This window comes from Paraburkholderia bonniea (genome assembly GCF_009455625.1).
GTDB classification, from domain to species: Bacteria; Pseudomonadota; Gammaproteobacteria; order Burkholderiales; family Burkholderiaceae; genus Paraburkholderia; species Paraburkholderia bonniea.
Map to the genome: position 1 here is coordinate 802,357 of NZ_QPEQ01000001.1, position 23,561 is coordinate 825,917.

General features: G+C 57.9%; 21 protein-coding genes. 11 read left to right on the forward strand and 10 right to left on the reverse strand.

What is annotated here, in order from left to right; translation table 11 throughout:
* Positions 1–493: 493 nt before the first annotated feature.
* From GH656_RS03535 to GH656_RS03545, 3 genes are all read left to right on the forward strand, one after another.
* Complete coding sequence (locus GH656_RS03535) at positions 494–1,000, forward strand: hypothetical protein (protein WP_153074607.1); 507 nt, start codon at positions 494–496, stop codon at positions 998–1,000.
* Positions 1,001–1,015: 15 nt separating this feature from the next.
* Positions 1,016–1,912: a hypothetical protein gene (locus GH656_RS03540; RefSeq protein ID WP_153074608.1), complete on the forward strand. Its 897-nt coding sequence runs from the start codon at positions 1,016–1,018 to the stop codon at positions 1,910–1,912.
* Positions 1,913–2,206: 294 nt separating this feature from the next.
* A complete protein-coding gene (locus GH656_RS03545) occupies positions 2,207–3,562 on the forward strand; it encodes a calcium-binding protein (RefSeq protein WP_174769683.1) in 1,356 nt (451 codons plus the stop codon).
* A 191-nt stretch (positions 3,563–3,753) separates the two neighbouring features.
* Here GH656_RS03545 and GH656_RS03550 read toward each other — a convergent pair whose 3' ends face one another.
* The 10 genes from GH656_RS03550 to GH656_RS03595 all read right to left on the reverse strand — a co-directional run bounded on the left by GH656_RS03550 (position 3,754) and on the right by GH656_RS03595 (position 13,376).
* Positions 3,754–5,862 (reverse strand): flagellar biosynthesis protein FlhA, encoded by a 2,109-nt coding sequence (locus GH656_RS03550; protein ID WP_153074610.1) that lies wholly within the window; start codon positions 5,860–5,862, stop codon positions 3,754–3,756.
* Entirely contained in the window at positions 5,859–6,998 is a 1,140-nt protein-coding gene (gene flhB / locus GH656_RS03555; RefSeq protein ID WP_153074611.1) for a flagellar type III secretion system protein FlhB, read from the reverse strand. Before flhB ends, GH656_RS03550 begins: the two co-directional genes overlap by 4 nt.
* Positions 6,995–7,795 carry a flagellar biosynthetic protein FliR gene (gene fliR / locus GH656_RS03560; protein ID WP_153074612.1) on the reverse strand — a complete coding sequence of 267 codons (801 nt, stop codon included), beginning with the start codon at positions 7,793–7,795 and terminating at the stop codon, positions 6,995–6,997. Before fliR ends, flhB begins: the two co-directional genes overlap by 4 nt.
* A gap of 1 nt (position 7,796) precedes the next feature.
* The gene (locus tag GH656_RS03565; protein ID WP_153074613.1) at positions 7,797–8,069 is read right to left on the reverse strand and encodes a flagellar biosynthetic protein FliQ; all 273 of its coding nucleotides are present in this window, start codon (positions 8,067–8,069) and stop codon (positions 7,797–7,799) included.
* On the reverse strand, positions 8,069–8,824 hold the full coding sequence (gene fliP, locus GH656_RS03570) for a flagellar type III secretion system pore protein FliP (RefSeq protein WP_153074614.1): 756 nt from the start codon (positions 8,822–8,824) through the stop codon (positions 8,069–8,071). Before fliP ends, GH656_RS03565 begins: the two co-directional genes overlap by 1 nt.
* Positions 8,821–9,171 (reverse strand): flagellar motor switch protein FliN, encoded by a 351-nt coding sequence (gene fliN, locus GH656_RS03575; RefSeq protein WP_153074615.1) that lies wholly within the window; start codon positions 9,169–9,171, stop codon positions 8,821–8,823. The genes fliP and fliN overlap by 4 nt, the downstream gene beginning before the upstream one ends.
* Positions 9,172–9,175: 4 nt before the next feature.
* A complete protein-coding gene (locus GH656_RS03580; protein WP_153074616.1) occupies positions 9,176–10,039 on the reverse strand; it encodes a FliM/FliN family flagellar motor switch protein in 864 nt (287 codons plus the stop codon).
* A 197-nt stretch (positions 10,040–10,236) separates the two neighbouring features.
* Positions 10,237–11,094, reverse strand: a complete 858-nt coding sequence (locus tag GH656_RS03585) for a flagellin N-terminal helical domain-containing protein (protein ID WP_153074617.1) — start codon at positions 11,092–11,094, stop codon at positions 10,237–10,239.
* Between the two features lie 255 nt (positions 11,095–11,349).
* Positions 11,350–12,270, reverse strand: coding sequence for a flagellin N-terminal helical domain-containing protein (locus GH656_RS03590; RefSeq protein WP_153074618.1), 921 nt, complete (start codon positions 12,268–12,270; stop codon positions 11,350–11,352).
* 248 nt (positions 12,271–12,518) lie between these two features.
* Positions 12,519–13,376, reverse strand: coding sequence for a flagellin N-terminal helical domain-containing protein (locus tag GH656_RS03595; RefSeq protein ID WP_153074619.1), 858 nt, complete (start codon positions 13,374–13,376; stop codon positions 12,519–12,521).
* A 727-nt stretch (positions 13,377–14,103) separates the two neighbouring features.
* Between GH656_RS03595 and GH656_RS03600 the strand changes: the two genes are divergently transcribed.
* The 8 genes from GH656_RS03600 to fliJ all read left to right on the forward strand — a co-directional run bounded on the left by GH656_RS03600 (position 14,104) and on the right by fliJ (position 23,493).
* The gene (locus GH656_RS03600; RefSeq protein ID WP_153074620.1) at positions 14,104–14,922 is read left to right on the forward strand and encodes a response regulator; all 819 of its coding nucleotides are present in this window, start codon (positions 14,104–14,106) and stop codon (positions 14,920–14,922) included.
* 70 nt (positions 14,923–14,992) lie between these two features.
* Positions 14,993–17,356 carry an ATP-binding protein gene (locus tag GH656_RS03605; RefSeq protein ID WP_153074621.1) on the forward strand — a complete coding sequence of 788 codons (2,364 nt, stop codon included), beginning with the start codon at positions 14,993–14,995 and terminating at the stop codon, positions 17,354–17,356.
* Positions 17,357–17,753: 397 nt separating this feature from the next.
* Positions 17,754–18,077 (forward strand): flagellar hook-basal body complex protein FliE, encoded by a 324-nt coding sequence (gene fliE / locus GH656_RS03610; protein WP_153074622.1) that lies wholly within the window; start codon positions 17,754–17,756, stop codon positions 18,075–18,077.
* A gap of 12 nt (positions 18,078–18,089) precedes the next feature.
* The gene (gene fliF, locus GH656_RS03615; protein WP_246184196.1) at positions 18,090–19,697 is read left to right on the forward strand and encodes a flagellar basal-body MS-ring/collar protein FliF; all 1,608 of its coding nucleotides are present in this window, start codon (positions 18,090–18,092) and stop codon (positions 19,695–19,697) included.
* The gene (locus tag GH656_RS03620; RefSeq protein ID WP_153074623.1) at positions 19,690–20,757 is read left to right on the forward strand and encodes a FliG C-terminal domain-containing protein; all 1,068 of its coding nucleotides are present in this window, start codon (positions 19,690–19,692) and stop codon (positions 20,755–20,757) included. Before fliF ends, GH656_RS03620 begins: the two co-directional genes overlap by 8 nt.
* Positions 20,757–21,698, forward strand: a complete 942-nt coding sequence (locus GH656_RS03625) for a FliH/SctL family protein (RefSeq protein ID WP_153074624.1) — start codon at positions 20,757–20,759, stop codon at positions 21,696–21,698. The genes GH656_RS03620 and GH656_RS03625 overlap by 1 nt, the downstream gene beginning before the upstream one ends.
* The gene (fliI, locus tag GH656_RS03630) at positions 21,695–23,044 is read left to right on the forward strand and encodes a flagellar protein export ATPase FliI (RefSeq protein ID WP_153074625.1); all 1,350 of its coding nucleotides are present in this window, start codon (positions 21,695–21,697) and stop codon (positions 23,042–23,044) included. Before GH656_RS03625 ends, fliI begins: the two co-directional genes overlap by 4 nt.
* The gene (gene fliJ / locus GH656_RS03635; RefSeq protein WP_153074626.1) at positions 23,041–23,493 is read left to right on the forward strand and encodes a flagellar export protein FliJ; all 453 of its coding nucleotides are present in this window, start codon (positions 23,041–23,043) and stop codon (positions 23,491–23,493) included. Before fliI ends, fliJ begins: the two co-directional genes overlap by 4 nt.
* Positions 23,494–23,561: the final 68 nt, after the last annotated feature.

Genomic DNA, 23,561 nt, shown 5'->3' on the forward strand with positions numbered 1-23,561 from the left:
AGGCAAGCCTGGCATGTTAATGCCAGGCTTTTTTTATTTGGGGCTTTGTTTTGGCGCTCGGAGATTAAATTGCGCCAATGCCACACGATTATATGAATATGCGAAAGGTGTGTGGTTTTTGGGGCGTTAGTGGATGGTTTAACGCTGGGGAATGCAGTTATTAATGCGCAGAGAACGGGCTCGCCGCGAACGGCTTCCAGGCACTGCGCGAATTCGACAACAACAAAGATGGCGTGATCGACCAAAACGATGCGATTTGGTCTGGAAAACAAAAAGCTTCATCAAGTACTTTAATGACGCGAAATATTCTTAATAATTATTTATGACTTGAGATAAGTCTTAATGGAGATTGGTCATTCTGTAGGGGCATTGTTGAGTTTATGTAAATTCTTTCATCTCAATTAAAATTTAATTGTCTGAGCGAAAGGCTTTGTGTAAATTTTCGAGCTGCCAGTAATTGGCTATTTGAAAAAATTTCAGGGCGGAGACGAATTTGCTCAAAAAAATATTTTATAGCGTTGCTTGCACATATCTCGTAGCCATCCTGGTTCTAGGTTCGCTGGAGGTAATTTTCTATAAAATTCCAGAAGAAAATCAACTTTCCGTCTCTGTCGGAAAGGCAAGATTGGCTGGAAGTCGAGGCGGCGACAATTTTTTCTTGAAAACCCAAAATGGCAAAAAAGTTTTTGCCTGTCAAAACACATCTATGAACTGGCTGCAAAATGGAATTTGCCCATTTTCATCTAAAGTAGATGACGCGATAAAAAATTCAATAGTAGAAGTAGGATGGCACCAGCAAGAAAAATCAATATTAACCTCGTCTGGCAAGCAGATTTATTTTATAAAAAAAGACGGTGAATATCTGGTTGACTATCAGAAAATGAGGGGATTTTATAAAAACAACAACAATCATTCTTCTGCAATTCAATTCATCATATTTGAAGTGGCTATATGCATCATATTAATGTTGAGAATTTTTAAAAACAAGTCGGCAAAATGAACTCACGGAGGCATCATGTCGAATAAATCTATCGCATATATTTCCATCGGCCTTGGCCAGATTGGTAATGGAGCAAATGCTGTGCAAGTTGGAAAAAATGTCGGTGGTGCTATACAGGAAAATCAGGGAAATGGCCCCCGTATTGATACAGCGTTGTCAGCGTTGCAAATGGTGGAGGGGTTCGCTGGCTCAATCAACAAATCAATCCGTCCATTAGCAACCAAATACGGCTCCGTCCCCTGGGTCGGCGCGGCATTATCTGCGGCAGCACTAGTCAACGACGCCAGCAAAATCACCATTCAAATAAGCGAAGGCAAAGTCAAAAAAAGCGACATCTACGCCGCGATCAGCGATGCCTCCGCCTTACTCGGCCAGGGCATGCTGGCCCTCGCGGCCCTCGCGGCCCTCGCGGCCCTCGCGGGCCTCGCCACACTGGCCGCACCCGCCGCGCTACCGCTTCTTGCTACGCCTTGCTGCTGTCGGAGCCGTTCTAGTGGCAGTCAGCATTGGCCTGAGCGTGGCCTCGGCATTTGCCGGAGAGGGCACTGTCGCGGTTACGCCAGAGGTGGCCAGCATGCTGAATGCAGCCGACGTCATGATGAGCAAGCTCGGTGCCAGCGTGGCGGAAGGCGTGCTGAAACTCGCGGAAGGCTCGGCACCGCGCGAAGTCCTGCGGCAAGTGGCGGCGGCCCCGATTACCGCTGCGCAGCATGCATTAATCGAGCTGTCTATGAAGACATGGGTCGCAACAACATCGGGTATGACGACCATCGAATCGCTGATAGCGCAGGGCAAGCGCTGGATCAGACAAAGATTTTGGGTCACGTATGTAAATCCACTGCAATTAATCCACTGCCGGACATATTGAAAGCGATATGGTGTTTATCTGGTGATTTATATGTCGCCAAATAATGAGATGAATATGTCCAATAAAATCATAGGCGTAGCAAAAAAATAGAAATTAACTGGCGCGCGAGTGATTTGTAAAAATATGTCAATTCTGGTTTTGGGTATTGAAAAATAAATTGGCTGTGTGATACTTGCGCCCCGAACCTGAAAGAAATTGATGGGTTGAGATTAATCTCTCTTCGGCGAAATCAACGGCACACTAAATAAATTAATCTCAATTTCGCATTGGATTTTGTGCGGCTTGAGATATTACTTATGAGTATTGCGGGTGTATCCCTATACACCGGAGAGACTGAAATGAAAAAAATTCTGATAGGCATTGGCTTGGCAGCCGTGATTTTTTGGGCCGGGTGCTTGAGAGAGGGCAACAAAAAGCCAGCGGAACCCGGGATAGGAAGTATGAATGGTGTGAGGCTGGTGATTCCTGCGGATTATCAGTTTTTTATGATTCAGTATGAGGGGGACCGGATATGGGCTAATCCTCCGGTTCGCCATCCACCAGGCCCAGATGTCCCTATCGTGGAATTCACACTTTTACTTCATTATCCAGATTTTTCTCCATTGAATAGATCAAACCAGGCTAGTTGGTTAGGGATTAAAGGAAGTAAAGCTAAAAATGATGAGTGGATAGTTGTTGGCGTTGAGCCAGATGTGCAGACAGAGAAAGATCCATCGGTGTGGTTCCCTAAAATGATCGGTCGATTTTTAGATGGAGAAAACACGGAGGTGCAGCCCGAATTGTTTTTTGGGCTGGTAAGTGAAAAAGGAAAAAAAATTATCGATTCCGAAGAGAGGTCGGGGGAGAAAGAATATTTTTATGATCCGGGTAAGACTATTGCTTACATTGAATGTAATAAATATGCCGTGGCCTCCTGTAAGCACTGGTTTGCCATTTCAGAAATCAAGGCAATTGTCAAGATTAGATATTCAAAGAATAACTTAAAGGACTGGAGAAAAATACAGGAAAAAATAACTGGCATGATTGCTTCGTTTGAAAATGGAAAAACTGAAAAGGAGATCGTCAATGTTGAAGAAGGCTACGACCTCGACAAGCGCTACATCGACGTGGTGCGCTTCGACGCCGACATCCGTCCGCAGGACCTCACCGTCAGCCGCGAGCTATACACCAGCAACATCGTGATCAAGATTGACGGCTCGCATACCGAACTCAGAATCATCGATCAACTGGTCCAGCACAACGACGAGTACGTCAAAGGCATCGAACAGTTCGTCTTCGCGGACGGCACGATCTGGGACAAACAGACAATCGCCGAGAAATCCGCGCGCACGCCGCAAATCAGAAGCCTGATGGGTTGGGCCGCAGGAGAGAACGCGCACCTGCACGATCCGATTGGCCACATGTGGAAGAAGTACTACGCGGCAGGCGGGAAGCGCGCAGGCGAAGAATCGTTTTATGCCGACGGCACTGCACCGCTGCCGTGGAGTTCGCGCAAGTCGCCGGGGATTGCGGGCAACAGGCTGGCAAACCCAGCGGTAATTTCGCCTGCCATGACCGAGATTGAACGTCAGGACGAGGCTTTTTATCAGGCGATGATTAGTGGTTACGCGAAATCATCGGCCACTACCACCCAATCACAATCCAACCGTGATTCAGGGCTTTTCGCGCAGCCGTTGATTGCGGTGAATGTTTAACGGGTACGTTAGCCCGCTTGAGCCCTGAGCCCCGCATTGCACAAGGCACAAGAAACAAGGCACAAGAAACAAACATCAAAATGCCCCGGTTAGCCAGAGCTAACCGGGGCATTTTGTTTCAGCACTCACTCACCTGCATGAGTGAAGCACCTCACCACCCACCACTCACGCACTTACCCACCCACTATTCATTAACCCAGCGTACCCACCACACTCACGTCCTTCGCATCAGGAATCTCGTTGTAGGACAGCACCGTGAGCCCTGGCGCAAACAGCCGGGCGTAGCGCGCGAGCAGCGGCCGCAGGCGTGGGATCACCAGCAGCAGCGGTGTGATGCCCATTTGCTTCATCTGTTCCCGCACGCCTGGCATGTGGTTTTGCAATTGCGTCAGTACGTTGGGCTCGACTGGGAAGCTGTCTAGCGCCAGACGGGCGTTCGATTGTTCCGCGCGGCTCATTGTGTTCAGCAGCAGGTTTTCCAGCTCGCTCGTCAGGCTAAAGCCGCGGATTTCGTTTTGCGGGCCGACCAGCGTGGCGGTGAGATGGCGGCGCAGCGCGCAACGTACTTCGGCTGCAAGCAGGATCGGGTCTTTGGTGGTGTCGGCCGCTTCGACTAGCGTCGCGGCGATAGTTTCGATGTCCTTCAGTGACACATGCTCTGTCAGCAAAATCCGGAACACGCGGCGCAACTGGCTGTGTGTCAGGCTTTTTCCCAGCGCGTCGCCGAGCACCGGCGCGATGCCGTTCAGGCGCTCCAGGATGGCACTCACGTTGTCGTAGCTAAACAGCTCGGGCAGCGTGTCACGCACGATCTTGGCCAGGTGAGTGGCGACCACGGTGGCGGTGTCGACTACCTGATAGCCGAGCCCGAGTGCCTGGGCTTTGTCGGCGGGGTCGATCCAGGTGACGGGCATGTTGTAGGCCGGGTCGATCCCGGGCAGGCCATCGGGTTCGCCGTAAGTGGTCGGTGAGGGAATCGCCATCAGGCGGTCGGGATACAGCTGGGCTTGTGCCACGACTGCGCCGTTGAGCACGATCGCGTATTGCGCGGGCGGCAAGCTCAGGTCGTCGCGGGCGCTGATTGGTGGCAGCAGAAAGCCCAGCGTTTCGGACAGGTTTTGCCGTGTGCCGCGAATCCGTTTGAGTAAGGGCGCACCCTGGCTTTCATCAAGCATCGTCACTAGCTTGTAGCCCAGCGAAACCGATAGCGGATCAACGTAAGGCAGTGCGCTCCAGTCGAGCTGTTCCTGGTGTGGGGCTAGCAGCGCGGCTTCGACTTCGCGCACGGTGTCCTGGTTGTTGTCGGCTTCGGCGGCGCGGCGTTTCATCATGCGCCAGCCGGCAAAGCCAAGCACGGCGGCAAAGCCGAGAAACACCATCGTGGGCATGCCAGGAATCAGCGCCAGCGCGGCCATCAGCGCGGCGGCACCAAACAGCACAGTGGGTGATGCCAGCAATTGCTGGCTGACTTGCTCTTCAAAATCGCGTGCATCGCTGATGCGTGTGACGATCACTGCCGCAGCAGCCGAGAGCAGTAGCGCGGGAATTTGCGCGACCAGGCCGTCACCGATAGTCAGCAAACCGTATTGATGGAAGGCGTCGGCGGTCGACAAGCCATGCATCACCACGCCGATGATCCAGCCACCCAGCAAGTTGATGATGAGCACCAGAATCCCGGCGATCGCATCGCCGCGCACGAACTTCGAGGCCCCATCCATCGCGCCATAAAAATCCGCTTCGGAGGTGACTTCGGCGCGGCGTTGCTGGGCTTTGTCCTGGGTAATCAGGCCGGCGTTCAGGTCGGCGTCGATGGCCATCTGTTTGCCGGGCAGGGCATCCAGCGTGAAGCGGGCCGAGACTTCGGAGATCCGTTCAGCGCCTTTGGTCACCACCACGAAATTGATGATCATCAAGATCACGAAGACCACGAGGCCGACGACGAAGTTGCTGCCAATCACCACATTGCCGAACGCTTCGACTACCTGGCCTGCGGCGTTCGTGCCGGTGTGGCCATTCAGCAGCACCACGCGGGTCGAGGCCACGTTGAGCGTCAAACGCATCAGCGTGGCCGCGAGAATCACCGTCGGGAAGGCGGAAAACTCCAGCGGCCGCCGTACCGATACCGCCACCAGAATCACCACGATCGACAACACGATGTTGAAGGTGAACAGCATGTCGAGCACGAATGGCGGCAGCGGCAAGATCACCATCGCAAGGATGATGAGCAGCGCGAGCGGTGCGGCGAACTTGAGCTTGCCGAGTCTGGCGGTGAAGCGGGATAGCGGAGACGTTGACGTCATGATGCCTGGGCCCTCTGTAACTCTTCTGGAATATCGAATACGCGCGGCATCTGCGGACGTTGCCCGCTTAGCCCGCGCTGGAACGCGTTGATCTGCAACACGTAGCTCAACACCTGGGCGACTGCGCGATACAGCGCGGCCGGAATTTGCTGGTTCACCTGGCTGGTGTGATACACCGCGCGTGCCAGCGGTGGCAGCTCAAGCACCTCAACACCATGCTGGCGCGCGACTTCGCGGATCAGCAGTGCGGTTTCGTCGATGCCTTTGGCTACCACATAGGGCGCTTGTGCCCGGCTTTCGTCGTATTTCAGCGCCACGGCGTAGTGGGTTGGATTGACGATCACCACATCGGCGCTGGGCACGGTCTTGCGAATCCCCTGGCGCGCGAACTGCCGTTGCAACTGGCGAATCCGGCTTTTCACCTCGGGCCGGCCTTCGCTGTTTTTCATTTCGTCCTTGATATCGCGCTTGCTCATGCGTTGCTCGCGCAGAAACAACATGCGCTGCACTGGCGCGTCGATCAGCGCATACGCAATCAGCACACCGCTGAGCGCCAGCGCGGAATTCAAAAAGAGCGCTGAGCCGCCCGCCAGTGCATCGGGCAGCGACGTGCCCTGGAGCCGCACGAAGTGATCGAGATTGGCGCGGCAGACGGTCCACAGCACTGCCGCCAGCGTCGCGGCTTTCAGCACCGTGGTGCCGAACTGGATGTAGTGCTTGCGCGAGACCAGCCGCTTCAGGTTCGAGATGGGGTTGAGGCGGCTCGCCTTGGGCATGAAATTCTTGTGGCTCATGATCCAGCCACCCGGAAACATCGAGCCCACGATGATCGCCAGCGGCACGGCGGCGAGGGGCGCGAGCATCTTGCCGATCAACAGCAAGGTGGTGGGAAACAGCAGCGAGAGCGCGTTGTCGAGCCCGTTGACGCCAGACAGGTCCGCCATCGAAAGCGCGAACAGGTTTTTCATCTCGTGCAGCCAGCCGGGCAGCAGTGCGACAAACAGCTTCAGGCTGACGAAGATGCCGATCGCGGTGGCGACATCGCGTGAACGGGTAACCTGGCCTTCCTGCTTGGCCTTACGCAGTTTCTGCGGACTGGCCTTTTCGGTTTTGTCACCGGTCTGGGACTGGCTCATGACTGGGCACTCCCTGAAGTGGTGCTGGCGCTGGCCAGCGTGGCGTACAGGTCCAGCACGTGGCTCACCATGCGGCCGTAGTGCTCAGGTAGCGCTGGGATCAGCAAAGTGACTAGCAGCAGGCCGGTCATCGTGGTGATCGAAAAACCCAGCGCGAATAGATTCAGTGTGGGTGCAGTGCGGTTCAACAAACCCATGCCGATTTGCACCACCAGGGTGGCGAACACCACGGGCAAGGCTAGCGCGAGCGCTGCCGAAAACATCCAGCCAATAGCGAACACCAGTTGCTGCAGCGCTTGCGCGCTAAACGCCGCGCTACCAACGGGCCAGACCGTGAAGCTGCGCGCCAGCACATTGAGCAGCAGCAAATGCCCATCCACGCAAAAAAACAGCAGGATGAACAGCACGTACATCACGCTGGAGAGCGCATCCGACATTTGCCCATTAAGCGGGTCGTTGATGGCCGCCATCGACAGCCCCATTTGCGACGAGACCACCGAGCCGAATAACAGCAGCACCGCGAGAATCAGATGGAACACACAGCCGATCATCGCGCCGAGCAAAATCTGCTCGCCTATCGCGCCGATGCCTGCCAGCGATAACGCATCAATCGCGGGTGCGGCGGGCAGCATCGGTTGCAGCGCGAGCGCAAGGATCAGCGAGATCAGCGCGCGCAGACGCCACGGCAACATCGCTTCGCCGAACACCGGCGCGGTGGCGAAAGCCGCTGCGATGCGGCAAAAAGGCCAGAGCACCGCGAGCGCAAGCGGCTGCAACTGCTGGATGGTGGCTTCCATTTCAGCCCGCGAGCTGCGCGGCGCGGGTGAAGATTTCGACCGTGTAGTGCATCACTCGGTCGGCGACCCAGCGGCCTGCCAGCGCCAGCGCCAGCAAGGTGACTAGCAGCCGGGGCAGAAAGCTCATGGTTTGTTCGTTGATCTGCGTGGCGGCCTGGAACAAGCTCACCAGCACACCGGTAATTAGCCCGGGCACGATTAGCACGGCGACGATGAGTAGCACCAGACGTAGCGCGTCAATCGCTAGATCGGCGGCGAGATCGGGTGTCAGCATCACACGCTCCGCACGCTGGTAATCAGCGTATTCACCGTGAGCGCCCAGCCATCTACCAGCACGAACAGCAGCAGCTTGAGTGGCAGCGAGATCACGAGTGGCGACAGCATCATCATCCCCATCGCCATCAGCACCGAGGCGACCACGATATCAATCACGAGGAATGGAATGAACAGCATGCAGCCGATCTGGAATGCGGTTTTCAGCTCGCTCAGCACGAAGGCTGAGAGTTTCACCAGAAACGGTTGGGCTTCGGCTTTGGTGATTTCACCGGTGCCGGACAAATGCGCGATTTGCTGGAGTGCGGTCTTGCTGGTTTGCGCCAGCATGAAGCGCGACAGCGGGCCTTCCGCAACACCTAACGCTTGTTGCAGGCTGATCTTGTCCTGGTCGTAGGGGACGAATGCGTCGCGCCAGATTGCTTCGCCGACAGGGCGCATCGTCAGCAGTGTCAGCACCAGCGCGACGCCGGTGACGATGCGCCCAGGCAAGCCCTGTTGCAGACCGAGGGCCTGTTTGAGCAGCGACAGCACGATCACGAAACGCAGAAAACTGGTCATCGTCATCACCAGCGAGGGCAGCAGCCCAAGCAGGGTCATCAGCACCAGGATCTGGGTTTTGACGGTCAATGGCGCACCCTGACTGCCGCCAGACAGCAACGTCAGCGCATCCGCCGCAGCGGGGGCCGCATAGCTCAGGCCCGCGCCGCCCAGCACGAGGCTTGCAAGACTGATGCGACGCAGGTTGGGGCTCATTGCGTGAGCACCTGAAGATTGTCGAGGTGGACGATTTTCAGGCCGTAGTTTTCGCCTGCGACCACTACTTCAGCGCTGCCGATCGGCGCGCCATTGACCTTGATGACCAGCGGTTCACCCGCGAGCCGGTCGAGTTCGACCACGGAGCCTGGCTCAAGCGTGACCAGCTCGGACAGTGGCAAGGTGGCGCTGCCGACTTCCAGCGTCAAACGCACTGGAATCTTGCGCAGCATCTGAATCGAGGGGCGGCGGCTGGTGGTGTTGGCGCTGGTGTCTTCCGCTTCAGCGGAATCGTTGGTCAGGCCGTCAAGCACGGCGTCCAGATCGAGGTCGTCGGTCATATCCATAGAGTTACTCCATGTCTTCAAAGGAGGTGAGCCAGAGCATGCCGCCCTGTTCGGCGATAGCTGCCTTGTAGATGCGTGAGCCTTCAACCAGCACGTGAGCGGTTTCGGGCAGCCGCACCGGGATGATGTCGCCAGGGGCGAGATACAGGACGTCGTCGAGCATCATTTCCTTGGTGAGCAGTTGTGCTGTGAGCGTGACTGGAATCCGCGTGTTCAGCGGTGTGTCGTGGCCGGGCGCATTCAGGTTGCGGCGCGGCGTGGCGTAGGTGAATAGCCGGTTGAGCCAGATGGTGTCGATGGCGAATTCGAGTAGCCCCGAGAGCCCGATCGTCGGCTCATAGATGGTCACGCGTAGCACCCGGGCACCGGCTGACGGCGGGGTTTGCGAGCGGTTCTCGAACAGCACTTCCTGCTGTGCGTCAGGCTGGATGCAACTGACCAGTTCTTGCAGCAGCGCGAGGCCAGTGCTCACGCCATAGCGTTGTTCGGTAGCGGTTTCGGGGCCGAGCTCTTCATCGCCAGCGTTTTGCCGGTCGCCGTAATGGCAGGCCAGAAGCGTCAACAGCATGCGCCGCTCAACGCGCACCGAAATACTGCCGCCGCATGCGACATAGCTATGCCACGCCTCTTCACCAGGCGTAGGGGCGAAGGCAATGACGGCGACGTCGGTGACGGAAAAAGCGGTGTTATGGCGCTGGTTGAAGCTGTCATGCAAATGGCGGTCGATCTGCCGTTGCAGGGTCAGCTTGAAATTTTCGAGCAGGTGAAACGGGCGCCCCAAGGTGCACGGATCAAGCACCAGCGCATTGGCAGCACTGGCGGCGGGTTGAATCTGGGATGAAACGGGGGAGCTGTTTGGCGTCGACACGGCGGCTTTCCGGAGGAACGAATGCAGCGATTTTCGTCGCGCCGTTTAAGGCGGGCGAAGAGTCTGAATAAATTCTCAAGAAGCGTGCAGGTGCGGCTGCCGAGGCGCGCGGCGCGTGGCGCGCTGAAAAAAGGGGCCCGCGTGACGCGGGCCCAATGTACTGCGGGAAGACTTAAAACGGGTACGACGGTGACTGATTACTGGATCAGCGACAGAACCATCTGGCTCATGCTGCTGCTTTGCTTGAGCATCGAGGTGCTGGCTTGCAGAAGAATTTGCTTCGAGGTCATGTTGGCGCTTTCAGACGCGTAGTCGACATCCATCAAACGGCCTTGAGCGTCGGCGGTGTTGCTGGCCATGTTGCCCAGGTTGTTGTTGATGTGCGAGAGACGGTTTTGTATCGCACCGATGGCTGAGCGCGAAGTGCCGAGGGCATCGATGGCGGTGTTGATCAGGTCGATCTGCTTGGCGGCTTCGCCTACTCCGGTGAGTTCGTCGCCTGCGGCGGCACCAGCGTAGCTCTTGCTTGAAGCCTTGAATGAATCGTCGAGCAATTTGATCTGAGCCTTGAGGTCGACTGCCATGGTTTCGGCTTTGCTGGCACCGATCTGGAAGTTCATCTTGTCAGCGATCTTGCCGCCATTGAGGAGCTTTTCGCCGCCGTATGAGGTGTTGGTCATGATGTTGGACAACTCGCTGCCGAGTGCATCGTACTCAGCTTGCATCGCGCTCTTGTCCTTGGCGGACGAAGAAGCATCAGCAGCTTGCGTAGCCAGATCCTTCATGCGCAGCAGCACATTGCTGACTTCAGAGAATGCGCCGTCGGCGGTTTGCAGCATCGAGGTCGCGTTCTGCGTGTTTTGCATAGCGACGTTCATGCCGCGCGTTTGTGCTTGCAGACGCGTAGCGATTTGCAGGTCAGCTGCGCCGTCTTTGGCGGAGTTGATACGGAAGCCAGTGCCCAGACGGGTCATCGACGTATCGGCTGCGGCACGTGTCTTGCCCAGGGTCCGCTGGATCGACATAGCTGCTGAATTGGTGTGCAGGCTCAACATGGTGTTAGCTCCTTTGCTAGAGATTTGGGTCTATGAGGTAGATGGAAGCCAGCGGCAGGTTGTATTGCGCGGCTACACCTGAGTAAAACGGCGCTGTTGCGGGATGTTTAAGTCGCTTGGCTGATTTTTATGCTGATTTTTATTTGGTATGACGGGTTGATTTTCAGATGGCCTTTGGTGCGGTGCTTTAAGCCCGCGCTGAAATAAAAACGGCCCGCATCAAGCGGGCCGCCGGAACTGCAGAAAAGCTTGAACTTACTGGATCAGCGACAGCACCATCTGGCTCATGCTGCTGCTTTGCTTGAGCATCGAGGTGCTGGCTTGCAGAAGAATTTGCTTTGACGTCATGTTGGCGCTTTCAGACGCGTAGTCGACGTCCATCAAACGGCCTTGAGCATCGGCGGTGTTGCTGGCCATGTTGCCCAGGTTGTTGTGGATGTGCGAGAGACGGTTTTGTACCGCACCGATTGATGAGCGTGAAGTGCCGAGGGCGTCGATGGCGGCGTTGATCTGGTCGATCTGCTTGGACGCTTCACCCGTCTTGGTCAGTTCCTCACCCGCAGCGCGGCTGGAGACATAACCGCCAGGGCCCGGAGGCGCTGGAGTGGGGGCTGGAGGCGGAGTCACGGCAGGGCTGTAGCTACTGCTGACCTTTTCGAACGCCTTGTCGAGCGTTTCGAATTGAGTCTTGAAGTTGATTTCCATGGTTTCGGCTTTGCTGGCACCGATCTGGAAGTTCATCTTGTCAGCGATCTTGCCGCCCTTGAGGAGTTTTTCGCCACCGTATGAGGTGTTGCTCATGATGTTGGACAACTCGCTGCCCAGGGCGTCGAATTCAGCTTGCATCGCGTCTTTGTCCTTGGCGGACGAAGAGGCATCAGCAGCTTGCGTAGCCAGATCCTTCATGCGCAGCAGCACGTTGCTGACTTCAGAGAATGCGCCGTCGGCAGTTTGCAGCATCGACATGGCGTTTTGCGTGTTTTGCATAGCGACGTTCATACCGCGAGTTTGTGCTTGCAGACGCGTAGCGATTTGCAGGTCAGCTGCACCATCTTTGGCGGAGTTGATGCGAAAGCCAGTGCCCAGACGGGTCATCGATGTATCGGCTGCGGCGCGTGTCTTGCCCAGAGTTCGCTGGATCGACATGGCTGCTGAATTGGTGTGCAGGCTCAACATGGGTTTTAGCTCCTGTATGAGGGGGTGGTGAGATGGCTGAAAGCCAGTGCCAAGTTGCGTTTGTATGGCAACGCCTGTGTAAAACGTCGCTGTTACAAGCTTTTTAAATAACTTTGTAAATTTTATTATGGATAACGTGTTAATTTTCGTGCGTCATCTGACCTGGAACAATCCTCACACCTGCGCTGCAATGAAAACGGCCCGCATCAAGCGGGCCGTTGTACGACAGGAAGACTTGAAGCTAAAACTTACTGGATCAGCGACAGCACCATCTGGCTCATGCTGCTGCTTTGCTTGAGCATTGAGGTGCTGGCTTGCAGAAGGATTTGCTTCGAGGTCATGTTGGCGCTTTCAGACGCGTAGTCGACATCCATCAAACGGCCTTGAGCGTCGGCGGTGTTGCTGGCCATGTTGCCCAGGTTGTTGTTGATGTGCGAGAGACGGTTTTGTACCGCACCGATTGCCGAGCGCGAAGTGCCGAGGGCGTCGATGGCGGCGTTGATCTTGTCGATTTGGTCGGCTGCGGTGCCTGCACCGGTAAGTTCGGTGCCTGCGCTGCCATCGTCGTAGCTCTTGCTGGCAGCCTTGAATGCTGTGCCGAGTGCTTCGATCTGAGACTTGAAGTTGACTTCCATGGTTTCGGCTTTGCTGGCACCGATCTGGAAGTTCATCTTGTCAGCGAGCTTGCCGCCATTGATGAGCTTTTCGCCGCCGTACGAGGTGTTGGTCATGATGTTGGACAACTCGCTGCCGAGTGCATCGTACTCAGCTTGCATCGCGTTTTTGTCCTTGGCGGACGAAGAAGCATCAGCAGCTTGCGTAGCCAGATCCTTCATGCGCAGCAGCACGTTGCTAACTTCAGAGAATGCGCCGTCGGCGGTTTGCAGCATCGAGGTCGCGTTTTGCGTGTTTTGCATAGCGACGTTCATGCCGCGTGTTTGTGCTTGCAGACGCGTAGCGATCTGCAGGTCAGCTGCGCCGTCTTTGGCGGAGTTGATGCGAAAGCCAGTGCCCAGACGGGTCATCGACGTATCGGCTGCGGCACGTGTCTTGCCCAGAGTCCGCTGGATCGACATAGCTGCTGAATTGGTGTGCAGGCTCAACATGGTGTTAGCTCCTTTGCTAGAGATTTGGGTCTATGAGGTAGATGGAAGCCAGCGGCAGGTTGTATTGCGCGGCTACACCTGAATAAAACGGCGCTGTTGCGGGATGTTTAAGTCGCTTGGCTGATTTTTATGCTGATTTTTATGCTGATTTTTATTTGGTATGACGGATTAATTTTCAGATGGCTTTTGGTGAGGTGCTTTAAGCCCGCGCTGAAATAAAAACGGCCCGCATCAAGCGGGCCGCCGGTACTTCTCCTGCTGGTACTACCGGTACATCTACTGCCGGTACTTCTCCTGCTGGTACTACCGGTACATCTACTACAGGTACAACTACCACGGGTACAACGGAGTGCTACATGGAACCGGTTCTCATCGGCTGGATCGCGCGGCGGGTCTATCTCAACTTCGCTCGAGCAAGCCTGAAAAATCCTGGCCAGGGTCAAGCAATATCTTTCGATACGTAAGCTGGATTTAGCCGTTGGCGCTAGATCTTGCCGATGTCATCTGTAGAAAACGGCACCTGCTTCTCAGTTATTAAATGGTTTTGTATCGAGCATTAGAAATCTTCGTTTTTTAAGATTATTCTTAGGAAGTTTCCCAATAAGTTATCGGATAATTCTGCAAATTTTGTGGTTATTTAAAACGCATAGATTTGCTCACGCCGATCTTTCCGGATGATTTTCGGAGTGGATCGGTTCCGCAGTCAGTTTCCTGATGAGGGGCGGTAATGCGCATAGCGATTCTGGAAGATTCGATAGAACAGGCCAACGCCGTGGCGGGCTGGCTTACCAAGGCGGGACATGAAGTGCTGGTGCGCCATGACGGCGACAGCTTTCTTGAACTGATTGAAAGTGAACAGGTTAACTTGCTGCTGCTCGACTGGGATGTGCCGGGCACCCCCGGCATTGAAGTGCTGCGTCTCACCCGGGAGCGTTTTTCGCATCTGCTGCCCGTCGTGATGATTACGCAGCACGATGACGAGGGCGATATCGTTCACGGTTTGAATTCCGGTGCCGATGATTATCTGTGCAAGCCCGTGCGTGAGCGCGAGCTGGTGGCGCGGGTTCAGGCCCAGTTGCGCAAGTATTTTCCCGAACTGGCTCGTGTGCCGACGCTGGAGGTGGGGCGTTATCTGCTGGATAGCGACGCGCGCAGCGTCACCGTGGATGGGGTCAATGGCAAGAAAGTGCTGACGCTGTCCGCCCGTGAGTTTGATCTGGCGTTTTACCTCTTTCAGAATCTCGGCCGCATCGTCACCAAAGATGTGCTGATTAAGCAAATCTGGGGTGCCGTCGATCGTAAATACGATGCGACGCTGGCCACCTATGTCAGCAAGCTGCGCAGCGCACTTGAGCTGCGGGCGAAAAACGAAGTGATCGTTTCCACTGTTTATAACTACGGCTACCGGCTTGAACGCGTGGCGCGCAGCCAGATGCCCGAGGCATCACGGATGCGGCTGACTGCGGCTGATGCCACTTCTGCCGCTTCTGCTGCAGCACCGGGCTCGTTGCGGGCGGCGCCGGGGCCGCGCGTGAGCCGCGCGTGAGGTCTCAGATGGTGGTGCCTGTGCTGGCTGCTTTGTGTCTTGCTTCGCGTCCTGCTCCGGAGGCGTTTTGATGTCGTTCGTGCGTCGTTGGTTGCGGCGCTGCACGGTGCCTGGCGTGGTGCGGGTGATGTTCTTGCTGGGCATGCTGGCGCTCGCGGCCTTGAGTGGCCATCCTGGCGGCACCATGGCAACGGGTTCGCTCGATCGCGCCATGCTGGACGCCATGCGCAAGTGGCAGCCATCGGTACGCACCGATGGCGTCGCCGTCATCAATATCGACGAGAAAACGCTGCAGGCGGTGCCGGCTGAGAATTTGCCACACGCTGCGAGCGAATTGCTCAAGTACGTCGACCACGCGCGCAGCGTGGTGATCGACCTGCCGTTCACGCCGAGTATCGAAGTCATTGGTATCGCCGATGCGCTGCGGCGCAACGGCCGCGTGGTGCTGGCGTTGCCCAGCATTGCCACCGGTAGCGACGGCCAGCCTTTGATGGGGCCACCTGAAACGCTGCGCAAGCATGCGGCGGGTTACGGCCATCGCACCGTGACGCTCGGGCATTACGGCGTGGTGAATGGTTTCGTGCCGTACCAGACGGTGGGGGCGCTGACGTATTCGCATGTCGCGCTGGAAGCGTTGCGGGTGGCTGGCGAGCCACTGCCATTCAAGCTGACTGATTTTGAGCAGCCGTATGCGTTGTCGCTCGGCGCGGACCGCACCATGGCCGTGATGCTGATGCTGCCGCGCGCGGCCAGCTTGCCGCAGTACTCCTTGATTGATGTGGTGGAAGGCCGGGTTGCGCCCGAAGCCTTTGCCGGAAAAATCGTTTTTATCGGCCATACGGCATGGAAAGGCGAGGGCCAGTTCCGTGTGTCGTCACTCCATATGGATGCGGTCTCGCGTGCGGAGCTTGATGCACTGGTGACGAGTGCGGTGATGTCCGGCGCGGTCGTGCGCGATCCGCCTTCGATGGTGACTGTGCCGGTGTATCTCGCGCTGGCGCTGGTGATGATGCTGATCTGCCGTTTCGTCACAGGGCACCGGATGCATTTCATCGCGCTGGGCTGGGGTCTGTTCGTGCTCTCGCTGCCGGTGCTGCTGTTCACTCAACGGATCTGGCTGCCGCTGGGTTTTCTGCCAGCCTCTTGCGTGATGATTTATGCCTTCTTCGCGTGGGAGCGGCTGGGCCGCACCTTTGCGCTGATGCGTGGCGAGATCCGTCATCTGCGTCAAATCTCTGCTTCGCTTGGCAGCCCTTCTGCGGACACCTCGGTGCTTGAAAGTGGCGGCACGCTGCAAGACCTGAAAGCCGCGATGCGCGAAGTGCGGGCGTGGCAGAAGATGTACGTGGACATGATTAATCAGCTGCCCTACCCAGTCTTTATGGCGGTCGGTGGCCGCGTGTCGATCTGGAATGCAAAGGCGGCGGCCTTGCTGGAAAGCGGCCTTGAAACGAAGTCTCATGGCGCAGGCGTCACCCAGGCCGGGTTGGAGCAACTGGTGGCGGAAAGCCGTAGCGCTGAGCGGCCCGCCGTGCGTGAGATCGAACTAAAGGGCCGCACGCATGTGCTGCTGTGCGAGCCAATGCTGACGACGGATGCCTCGACGCCGCCGGTTAGCACTACCCGGGCAGCGGGTGAGCCCGACGAAGCGTTGCATCTGATCTGCCTGATCGACACGGGTGAAAAGACCGATGCGGTATCCAATGACAAACAGATGCTGCGCCATATCGCGCACGATTTGCGTAGCCCGCTGACCACCATCCTTGCACTGATTGAGCGGCGTGGTGCTGAAACAGCGTCGGGCGTGGTGCGCAACGATCATGTGTTTTTGCAGGATTTACGCGAGCAGGTGGATTACTCGCTGCGAGTGGCCAAAGATTTCATGCAGTTGTCGCGGGCTGAGCGCATGGACCGCAAGGTGTTCACGCCGGTCGCGTTTGTCGATATTGCGGTCGAAGCGATGGACCAGGTGTGGCTGGCCGCGAACCAGAAATCGATTGAACTGCTGGGGCCTGACAACGAAACCGGTTGCGAGCCGTATGTGCAGGGCAACCTCGACATGCTGCTGCGCGCGGTGGTGAATGTGCTGGATAACGCGATCAAGTATTCGCCGGAAAACACCGCGATCGAGGTGCGGATCGTGGCGACAGACGACGGGCAGTTTGCGTTGCATGTGATTGACCAGGGCATTGGCATGACGCCAGACACGATTGCGCGGCTATACGAGCCGTTCTTTCAGGCGGTGCGGCAGCGCGATGCCGAAGCAGGCGTGGGTCTCGGGCTGCCGTTTGTGCGCGCGGTGGTGGAGCGCCACGGCGGGACGGTGGGCGTGAGCAGCGAACTGGGACGTGGCACGGATTTCTGGGTGCAATTGCCAAGCCTGCCTGGGGCGGAAGACATGCAGCAACTGCATGCCGGACCACGCGCGGCCTGACACAGGGTTTTGGCTACGCGCATGCCTTGATACCTCGCTACCTCGCCGCTTTGAATCAGATTCAACTTCAGTATCAACTTCAGTAAATGACCCGCTAGCCAGACGTTAGCGGGTCATTTTTTTGCTGCCATGCCAGCTGCACCAAGCTGCATCAACGCGAGCCCAGACAACTCGCCCAGCGTTTGCCTGCGGCCTCGCTAGCCTGCTGCTTTTCTCTTCCAGACCCCGCCACGTGGCCTTTGCGTCACGCATCGCGCATGCCTGCCTTCGGTGTTGCCGACGGTCTCATTAATACGCCCCGTGCGCCATTTAGGTTCCGTTGAGGTTTATCGCCTGCGAGTACAGGGATCGACACAATTCATCGTTGTATTAAATCCATTTTTATCTGGGAGCAGTCATGAACGTTGAATCCCTTAGCCCGATGCTGACGTCGATCCTGACGCAAGGCACTCCGGCAGAGAGCGCCATCAGCGAAAACGCCGCGCCTCAAGCCGCCACGCCGGTGAACTTCACCGACACCTTCAAGCAAGCCCTGATGAATGTAGATGATCAGCAGCACCAGGCAAGCCAGAAAGTGGCCGCAGTAGACCGTGGTGACAACGATGACCTGGTTGGCGCGATGCTTTCCAGCCAGCAGGCCAGCCTGTCGTTCTCAATGCTGATTCAAGTCAGAAACAAGATGATGAATGCATTCGACGACATCATCAAAATGCAAGTCTAACGAGACGTCACTGTGCTCGATAAATTCAAATCTCTGACCACGCGCTGGCTTCCCGCAGGCATCAAGCTGCCATCCTCCAGCGCGCTGATGAAGTTCATGCCCGTCGTGATTCTGGCGGTGTGTCTCACGGCGCTGGCGATGATGGTGATGAGCCATCAGGATGGCCAGTACAAGCCGTTATTTGGCAACCATGAAAAGGTGGTCGCTGCCGATCTGATGGCCGTGCTCGATGCGGAACATGTGCCGTACCGGTTGCATCCAGAAAGCGGCCAGGTGCTGGTGCCGGAGGCCCGCCTGGGCCAGGTGCGGATGCTGCTGGCAGCCAAAGGCGTAGTGGCCAAATTGCCCGCAGGCCTTGAGCAAGTCGATAAAAGCGATCCGCTAGGCGTGAGCCAGTTTGTCCAGGATGTGCGCTTTCGGCGCGGCCTGGAAGGCGAGCTGACGCAAAGCATTGCCACGCTCGATCCGGTGGCTGCTGCCAGGGTGCATCTGTCGGTGGCGAAATCGTCGTCGTTCATTCTGGGCGATGGCGATAAAAGCAGCGCTTCGGTGGTGCTCACGCTCAAGCCAGGACGCAAGCTGACGAAAGACCAGGTGCAGGCGATTGTGTCGCTGGTGGCGGGCAGTGTGGCCAACCTCGATATGCAGCGCATCGCCGTGGTCGATCAGGCAGGCAATCATTTGTCCGCGCTGCTGGACCCCAATGCGTCTACTCCCGGCGACGACGAGATGAGCATGCGGATTCGTCAGGAAGCGCTGCGCAATATTCAGGATCTGTTGCTGCCGTCACTTGGCGAAGGCCAGTTCCGCGCCAGCGTCACGGTGGATATCGACCACGACCGGATCGAAGAAACACGCGAGCAATACGGCGAAGCACCCAAGGTGACACAGGAAGCCGTGCGCGAAGAAAGCGACAGCAATCCGATGGCCCTGGGCATTCCTGGCTCGCTCTCGAACCGCCCCGCGCCACCTTCGGCTGCCAGCGAACCGGCCACCTCGCGTGCCGCTCGCAATGCGCAAACGAGGCAGTACGCCTACGACCGCAACGTGACCCAGATCAAGCGCAGCCCAGCCCGGCTCAAGAAGCTGAGCGTGGCCGTGGTGCTGAACAATGCCGCTGCGCCCGATCAAGCCAAAGGCTGGAGCCCAGCGCAACTGGAAAAGATCGACACGATCTTGCGTAACGGCCTGGGCCTGGACAAGGAACGTCAGGATAGCCTGGTGGTATCGGCTCTCGATTTCCGCCAGCAAGCACTGCCTGAAGCCACGATCTGGTGGAAAGACCCGGACAACATCGTGTCATTTGCCACGGTGGGCGGCTATGCGCTGGCGGGCTTGTTGCTGATCTTCCTCGTGCTGCGGCCGCTGATCGGCGTGCTGCGCCAGTGGGTGGGGGCCCGGCAGGTAGCCGCCACTGCTGCGGCAGAACGCGCCGAGTTGCCACACCCGGCCGCAGTAGAGCAGGACAGCCGTCCGCTGATGCTGCTGGACAACGATCCTGATTTACCGCCGATTGGCTCGGACGTCGATGTGCTGATCGAGCATCTCAAGCTGCTAGCGGGTCAAGACCCGGAGCGTGTCGCCGAAGTCATCAAACCGTGGATCCGAAAAAATGGATAATCCGACCCAAGCTGCGCTTGCCGCACTCCCCGCGTCCGCCGCTCCGGTGGCTGACCAGGCCGCCAGTGCCGCACTCGAACTGTCTTCAGTCGAGCGCGCGGCCATCGTGCTGCTGAGCATGGGCGAAGAGCCCGCCGCTCACGTGCTGCGTTGCCTGTCACGCGAAGAGTTGCTCGACGTGACGCTCGCCATGTCGCGCATGAATGGCGTCAAGGTGAACGCGGTGCAAAAAACCATTCATCAGTTCTTCGATTCTTTTCGTGCGCAAAGCAGCGTGCGTGGCGCATCACGTTCGTTCTTGCAGCGCTCGCTGGATATCGCGCTGGGTGGCGTAATTGCCAATAGCGTGCTGAACCGGATTTACGGCGATGTGATCGGGCCGAAGATGGCCCGGCTGCAATGGGCCCAGCCGCAATGGCTGGCTGACCGCCTGGCGCGCGAGCATGTGCGGATGCAGGCCATGTTCCTCGTATTCCTGCCACCCGAGCAGGCCAGCCAGGTGATTTACGCGTTGCCTGAAGCCAGCCGTGAGCGCGTGCTGCTCAACATCGCGCGGCTCAAGGAAATTGATTACGACTTGCTGCGCGATCTCGAAGCCGTAGTTGACCTGTGCCTGGATAACCTTGGCACGCAAAGCACGGCAGTTGAGGGCACACGCCAGCTCGCGCAGATCATCAACCGGATGCCTGGCGGGCAGATGGAGCTGGTCGAAATGCTGCGCGCTCACGACCCCGATCTGATCGCTGAAGTCGAAGAGCAAATCTACGACTTCGAGATTCTCGCGCGGCAAAACGACGCGACGATTGCCATCATCCTGGATCAGGTGGATAGCGAGTTGTGGGGTGTGGCCTTGAAGGGCGCTGCTCCCGCCTTGCCAGCCGCGCTGATGCGGGCGATGCCGCGCCGCTCGGTAATGGCGTTCGAAGAAATGCTGCGCCGCTCGCCGCCCGTGCCGATGAGCCGGGTCGAACAGGCGCGCCGCGAGGTGATGGAGCGGGTGAAAGAGCTGGCCGAAAACGGCGAGGTCGAACTGCAACTGGTTGCGGAGGAGGTGGTCTGATGAAGCCCGCCAAGTCCTATCGCCGGTACTCGTTTCCTCAGCTGGCACGTCTGCGCGCGCGCAGCGAGTCGCAACCGCTGGGGCCGGAGACACTCTCCCCCGGGCTCGATGCGCATATCTCCGAAGACATGCTGGAAGAGTCGCGCCAGTCGGGCTATCACGACGGCTATCAGGAAGGTTATGAAGGCGGGCGCAACTCGGCGCTAGCCGCCGCGCAGCGCAGCATGAAAAGCGCGCTGGCTGATCTGGCCAAACCGCTTGATGACCTGATCGCAGGCTTCAGACAGGTTCAGCAGGAATACCAAGCGTCGGTGCGCAACGAAATTGCTGGGCTAGTGGAGAAGGCCACGCGCCAGGTGATCCGTAGTGAGCTGACGTTGCGCCCGGAGCAACTGTTCGCGTTTGTCGACGAGGTGCTGGCTGAGATGCCCAAGCCGCCCGAGACTGTCGAAGTGCGGCTCAATCCCGATGAATACCAGCGCATTCATGAAGCGCTGCCTGAGCGCGCACGCCACTGGCATCTGACGCCAGACCCCCGGCTGGTGAGCGGCGAATGCCGCGTCACAGCGGACCAGCGCGAGATGGATGCGGGCTGTGGCCAGCGGCTTGCGGCCTGTATCGAACAGATCAGCACTTATCTGAGCGGTGCCGAAGCTGAGCTGGAGACGGCGCAAAGCCGTGCGGTGGCTTCGGGTTCCACGCGCGCTGTGCCCGCGTCACTCGATTCGCTTGGCCAGCAGGAGGGTGTGATCTCCGGGGCGGAGGTTGACGAGCTGGTTAAAGAACAGGTTGAAAGGGCGGTTGAAAAGCCGGTTGAAGGGGCGGTTGAAGGGCTAGGTGAAAAGCCGCTTGAGACGAAGGTTGAGACGGCCGCCGTTACCGGCACGGCTACGGCTACGACTACGACTACGACGGATACCGTAACGGAGGTGCCCGCATGAACGCATCCGCATCTCCGCTGAAACGCAGTGGCGAGACTTTTAGCCAGACACTCAGCAGCCTCGATTTCAACGATGTTCCCGTGGCGCGTCCGGTGGGCCGCTTAAGCGGTGTCTCTGGCATCTTGCTCGAAGCCACCGGCTATGCCTTCGAAACCGGCCAGCAAACCCGGATCGAAACCTCTTCCGGCGCATGGCTCGAAGCGCGCGTTGTGGGCTTTCGTGAACATATTTCTTACTTGATGCCGTTCCGCCGCCCGACCGGGCTGGTCGCGGGCGCACGCGTGCTGCCCGACGATGGCGCGCAGCGTGTGCTGCGTATCGGCCCGAGCTGGCGCGGGCGCGTGATCGACGGCCTGGGCGAGCCGCTTGATGGCCTCGGGCCGCTGGGCGGCGAGGTGCCGTTGTCATTACAGCCGCAGAACATCAATCCGATGAAAAAGCGTCCCGTCGAAGGGGTGCTGGATGTCGGCGTGCGCGCGATCAACGGCATGCTCACGCTCGGTCATGGCCAGCGTGTCGGCTTGTTCGCCGGGAGTGGCGTAGGCAAAAGCGTGCTGCTCGGAATGATTACGCGCCAGACCGATGCTGATGTCGTGGTGGTCGGGCTGATTGGTGAGCGTGGCCGTGAAGTGCGCGAATTTGTCGAACATTCGCTGGGCCCGGAAGGGCTGCGCAAAGCCATCGTGGTGGTGGCACCGGCAGATGAATCGCCACTCATGCGCTTGATGGCCACCGAGCTGTGCCACGCGATTGCGGCGCATTACCGCGACGCGGGCAGCAACGTTCTGCTGCTGGTGGATTCGCTGACGCGCTACGCGATGGCGCAGCGCGAAATGGCGCTGGCACTGGGTGAGCCGCCCGCGACCAAGGGTTACCCGCCTTCCGTGTTTGGCCTTCTGCCGCAACTGGTGGAGCGGGCTGGCAATGGCGAAGGCAGCGGCAGCATGAGTGCGATTTACACCGTGCTGGCCGAAGGCGACGACGAACAAGACCCCGTGGTGGATACCGCGCGGGCGATTCTCGACGGTCACATCATGTTGTCGCGCGATCTGGCTTCTCAGGGGCATTACCCCGCCATCGACGTGGCGCGCTCGATCAGCCGTTGCATGACCCAGGTCGCAGCACCTGGGCATGTGCAGGCCGTGCGCGAACTCAAAGATCTGATGGCCCGCTACGCGCAGGTGCGCGATCTGATTCCGCTAGGGGGCTATGTCGCCGGTGCCGATCCGCAAACCGATCGGGCAGTGGAGTGCTATCCGCAGATTGAGCGCTTCTTGCAACAGGCGAATGCCGAAGCGGCACCGTTTTCCGACACCGTTGCTCAACTGGAGGCACTGCTGCGATGAGTCTCGAACGAACCGTGAATAGCTTGTCGCGCCTGGTGGCGCTGCGTGGCCGCGAAGCTGACCGTCTGAGTGCGGTGCTGGTGGGCAAGCAAGCCCAATGCGAGCGTCAGCGCCACATGCTGGAACGCATGGAAACGCTGAAAAACAGCACCGTCAACGAGGTGGCGAGCGTTACCGCCAAGCATCACCCGGCGCTTGCGCTGAATCGCGCTGACTACCAGGACGCGTTGCAGCAATTGATTGAAACCCAGCGCGAAGCCCTGGCGCGGCACGAAACCGAAGTCGCGGCGAGCCGTGATGCATGGAGCGGCGTCGCACTCAAACATAAGAGCCTCGATACGGTGCTGCAACGCAAGCAAATGACCTTGCAGCAGGCAGGCATCGCCAGCGAGCAGAAGCGTCAGGACCAGATGGCGAACCAGGCGTGGCAGCGCCGCGCCGCGCGCTGAGCACTCAGTGTCGAGTACTGAGTACTAAGCACTGAGCGCCGAATTCAGAACGCAACCCGATTTACACG

What these genes read in the sequence shown, in the direction of transcription:
- fliN (WP_153074615.1), bottom strand. Translation starts at nt 9,171, where the DNA reads ATGGATATGACCGACGACCTCGATCTGGACGCCGTGCTTGACGGCCTG.
- fliP (WP_153074614.1), bottom strand. Translation starts at nt 8,824, where the DNA reads ATGAGCCCCAACCTGCGTCGCATCAGTCTTGCAAGCCTCGTGCTGGGC.
- GH656_RS03590 (WP_153074618.1), bottom strand. Translation starts at nt 12,270, where the DNA reads ATGTTGAGCCTGCACACCAATTCAGCAGCCATGTCGATCCAGCGAACT.
- fliJ (WP_153074626.1), top strand. Translation starts at nt 23,041, where the DNA reads ATGAGTCTCGAACGAACCGTGAATAGCTTGTCGCGCCTGGTGGCGCTG.
- GH656_RS03565 (WP_153074613.1), bottom strand. Translation starts at nt 8,069, where the DNA reads ATGCTGACACCCGATCTCGCCGCCGATCTAGCGATTGACGCGCTACGT.
- GH656_RS03545 (WP_174769683.1), top strand. Translation starts at nt 2,207, where the DNA reads ATGAAAAAAATTCTGATAGGCATTGGCTTGGCAGCCGTGATTTTTTGG.
- fliR (WP_153074612.1), bottom strand. Translation starts at nt 7,795, where the DNA reads ATGGAAGCCACCATCCAGCAGTTGCAGCCGCTTGCGCTCGCGGTGCTC.
- GH656_RS03600 (WP_153074620.1), top strand. Translation starts at nt 14,104, where the DNA reads ATGCGCATAGCGATTCTGGAAGATTCGATAGAACAGGCCAACGCCGTG.
- GH656_RS03550 (WP_153074610.1), bottom strand. Translation starts at nt 5,862, where the DNA reads ATGACGTCAACGTCTCCGCTATCCCGCTTCACCGCCAGACTCGGCAAG.
- GH656_RS03595 (WP_153074619.1), bottom strand. Translation starts at nt 13,376, where the DNA reads ATGTTGAGCCTGCACACCAATTCAGCAGCTATGTCGATCCAGCGGACT.
- GH656_RS03625 (WP_153074624.1), top strand. Translation starts at nt 20,757, where the DNA reads ATGAAGCCCGCCAAGTCCTATCGCCGGTACTCGTTTCCTCAGCTGGCA.
- GH656_RS03585 (WP_153074617.1), bottom strand. Translation starts at nt 11,094, where the DNA reads ATGTTGAGCCTGCACACCAATTCAGCAGCTATGTCGATCCAGCGGACC.
- fliI (WP_153074625.1), top strand. Translation starts at nt 21,695, where the DNA reads ATGAACGCATCCGCATCTCCGCTGAAACGCAGTGGCGAGACTTTTAGC.
- GH656_RS03605 (WP_153074621.1), top strand. Translation starts at nt 14,993, where the DNA reads ATGTCGTTCGTGCGTCGTTGGTTGCGGCGCTGCACGGTGCCTGGCGTG.
- fliE (WP_153074622.1), top strand. Translation starts at nt 17,754, where the DNA reads ATGAACGTTGAATCCCTTAGCCCGATGCTGACGTCGATCCTGACGCAA.
- flhB (WP_153074611.1), bottom strand. Translation starts at nt 6,998, where the DNA reads ATGAGCCAGTCCCAGACCGGTGACAAAACCGAAAAGGCCAGTCCGCAG.
- GH656_RS03540 (WP_153074608.1), top strand. Translation starts at nt 1,016, where the DNA reads ATGTCGAATAAATCTATCGCATATATTTCCATCGGCCTTGGCCAGATT.
- GH656_RS03620 (WP_153074623.1), top strand. Translation starts at nt 19,690, where the DNA reads ATGGATAATCCGACCCAAGCTGCGCTTGCCGCACTCCCCGCGTCCGCC.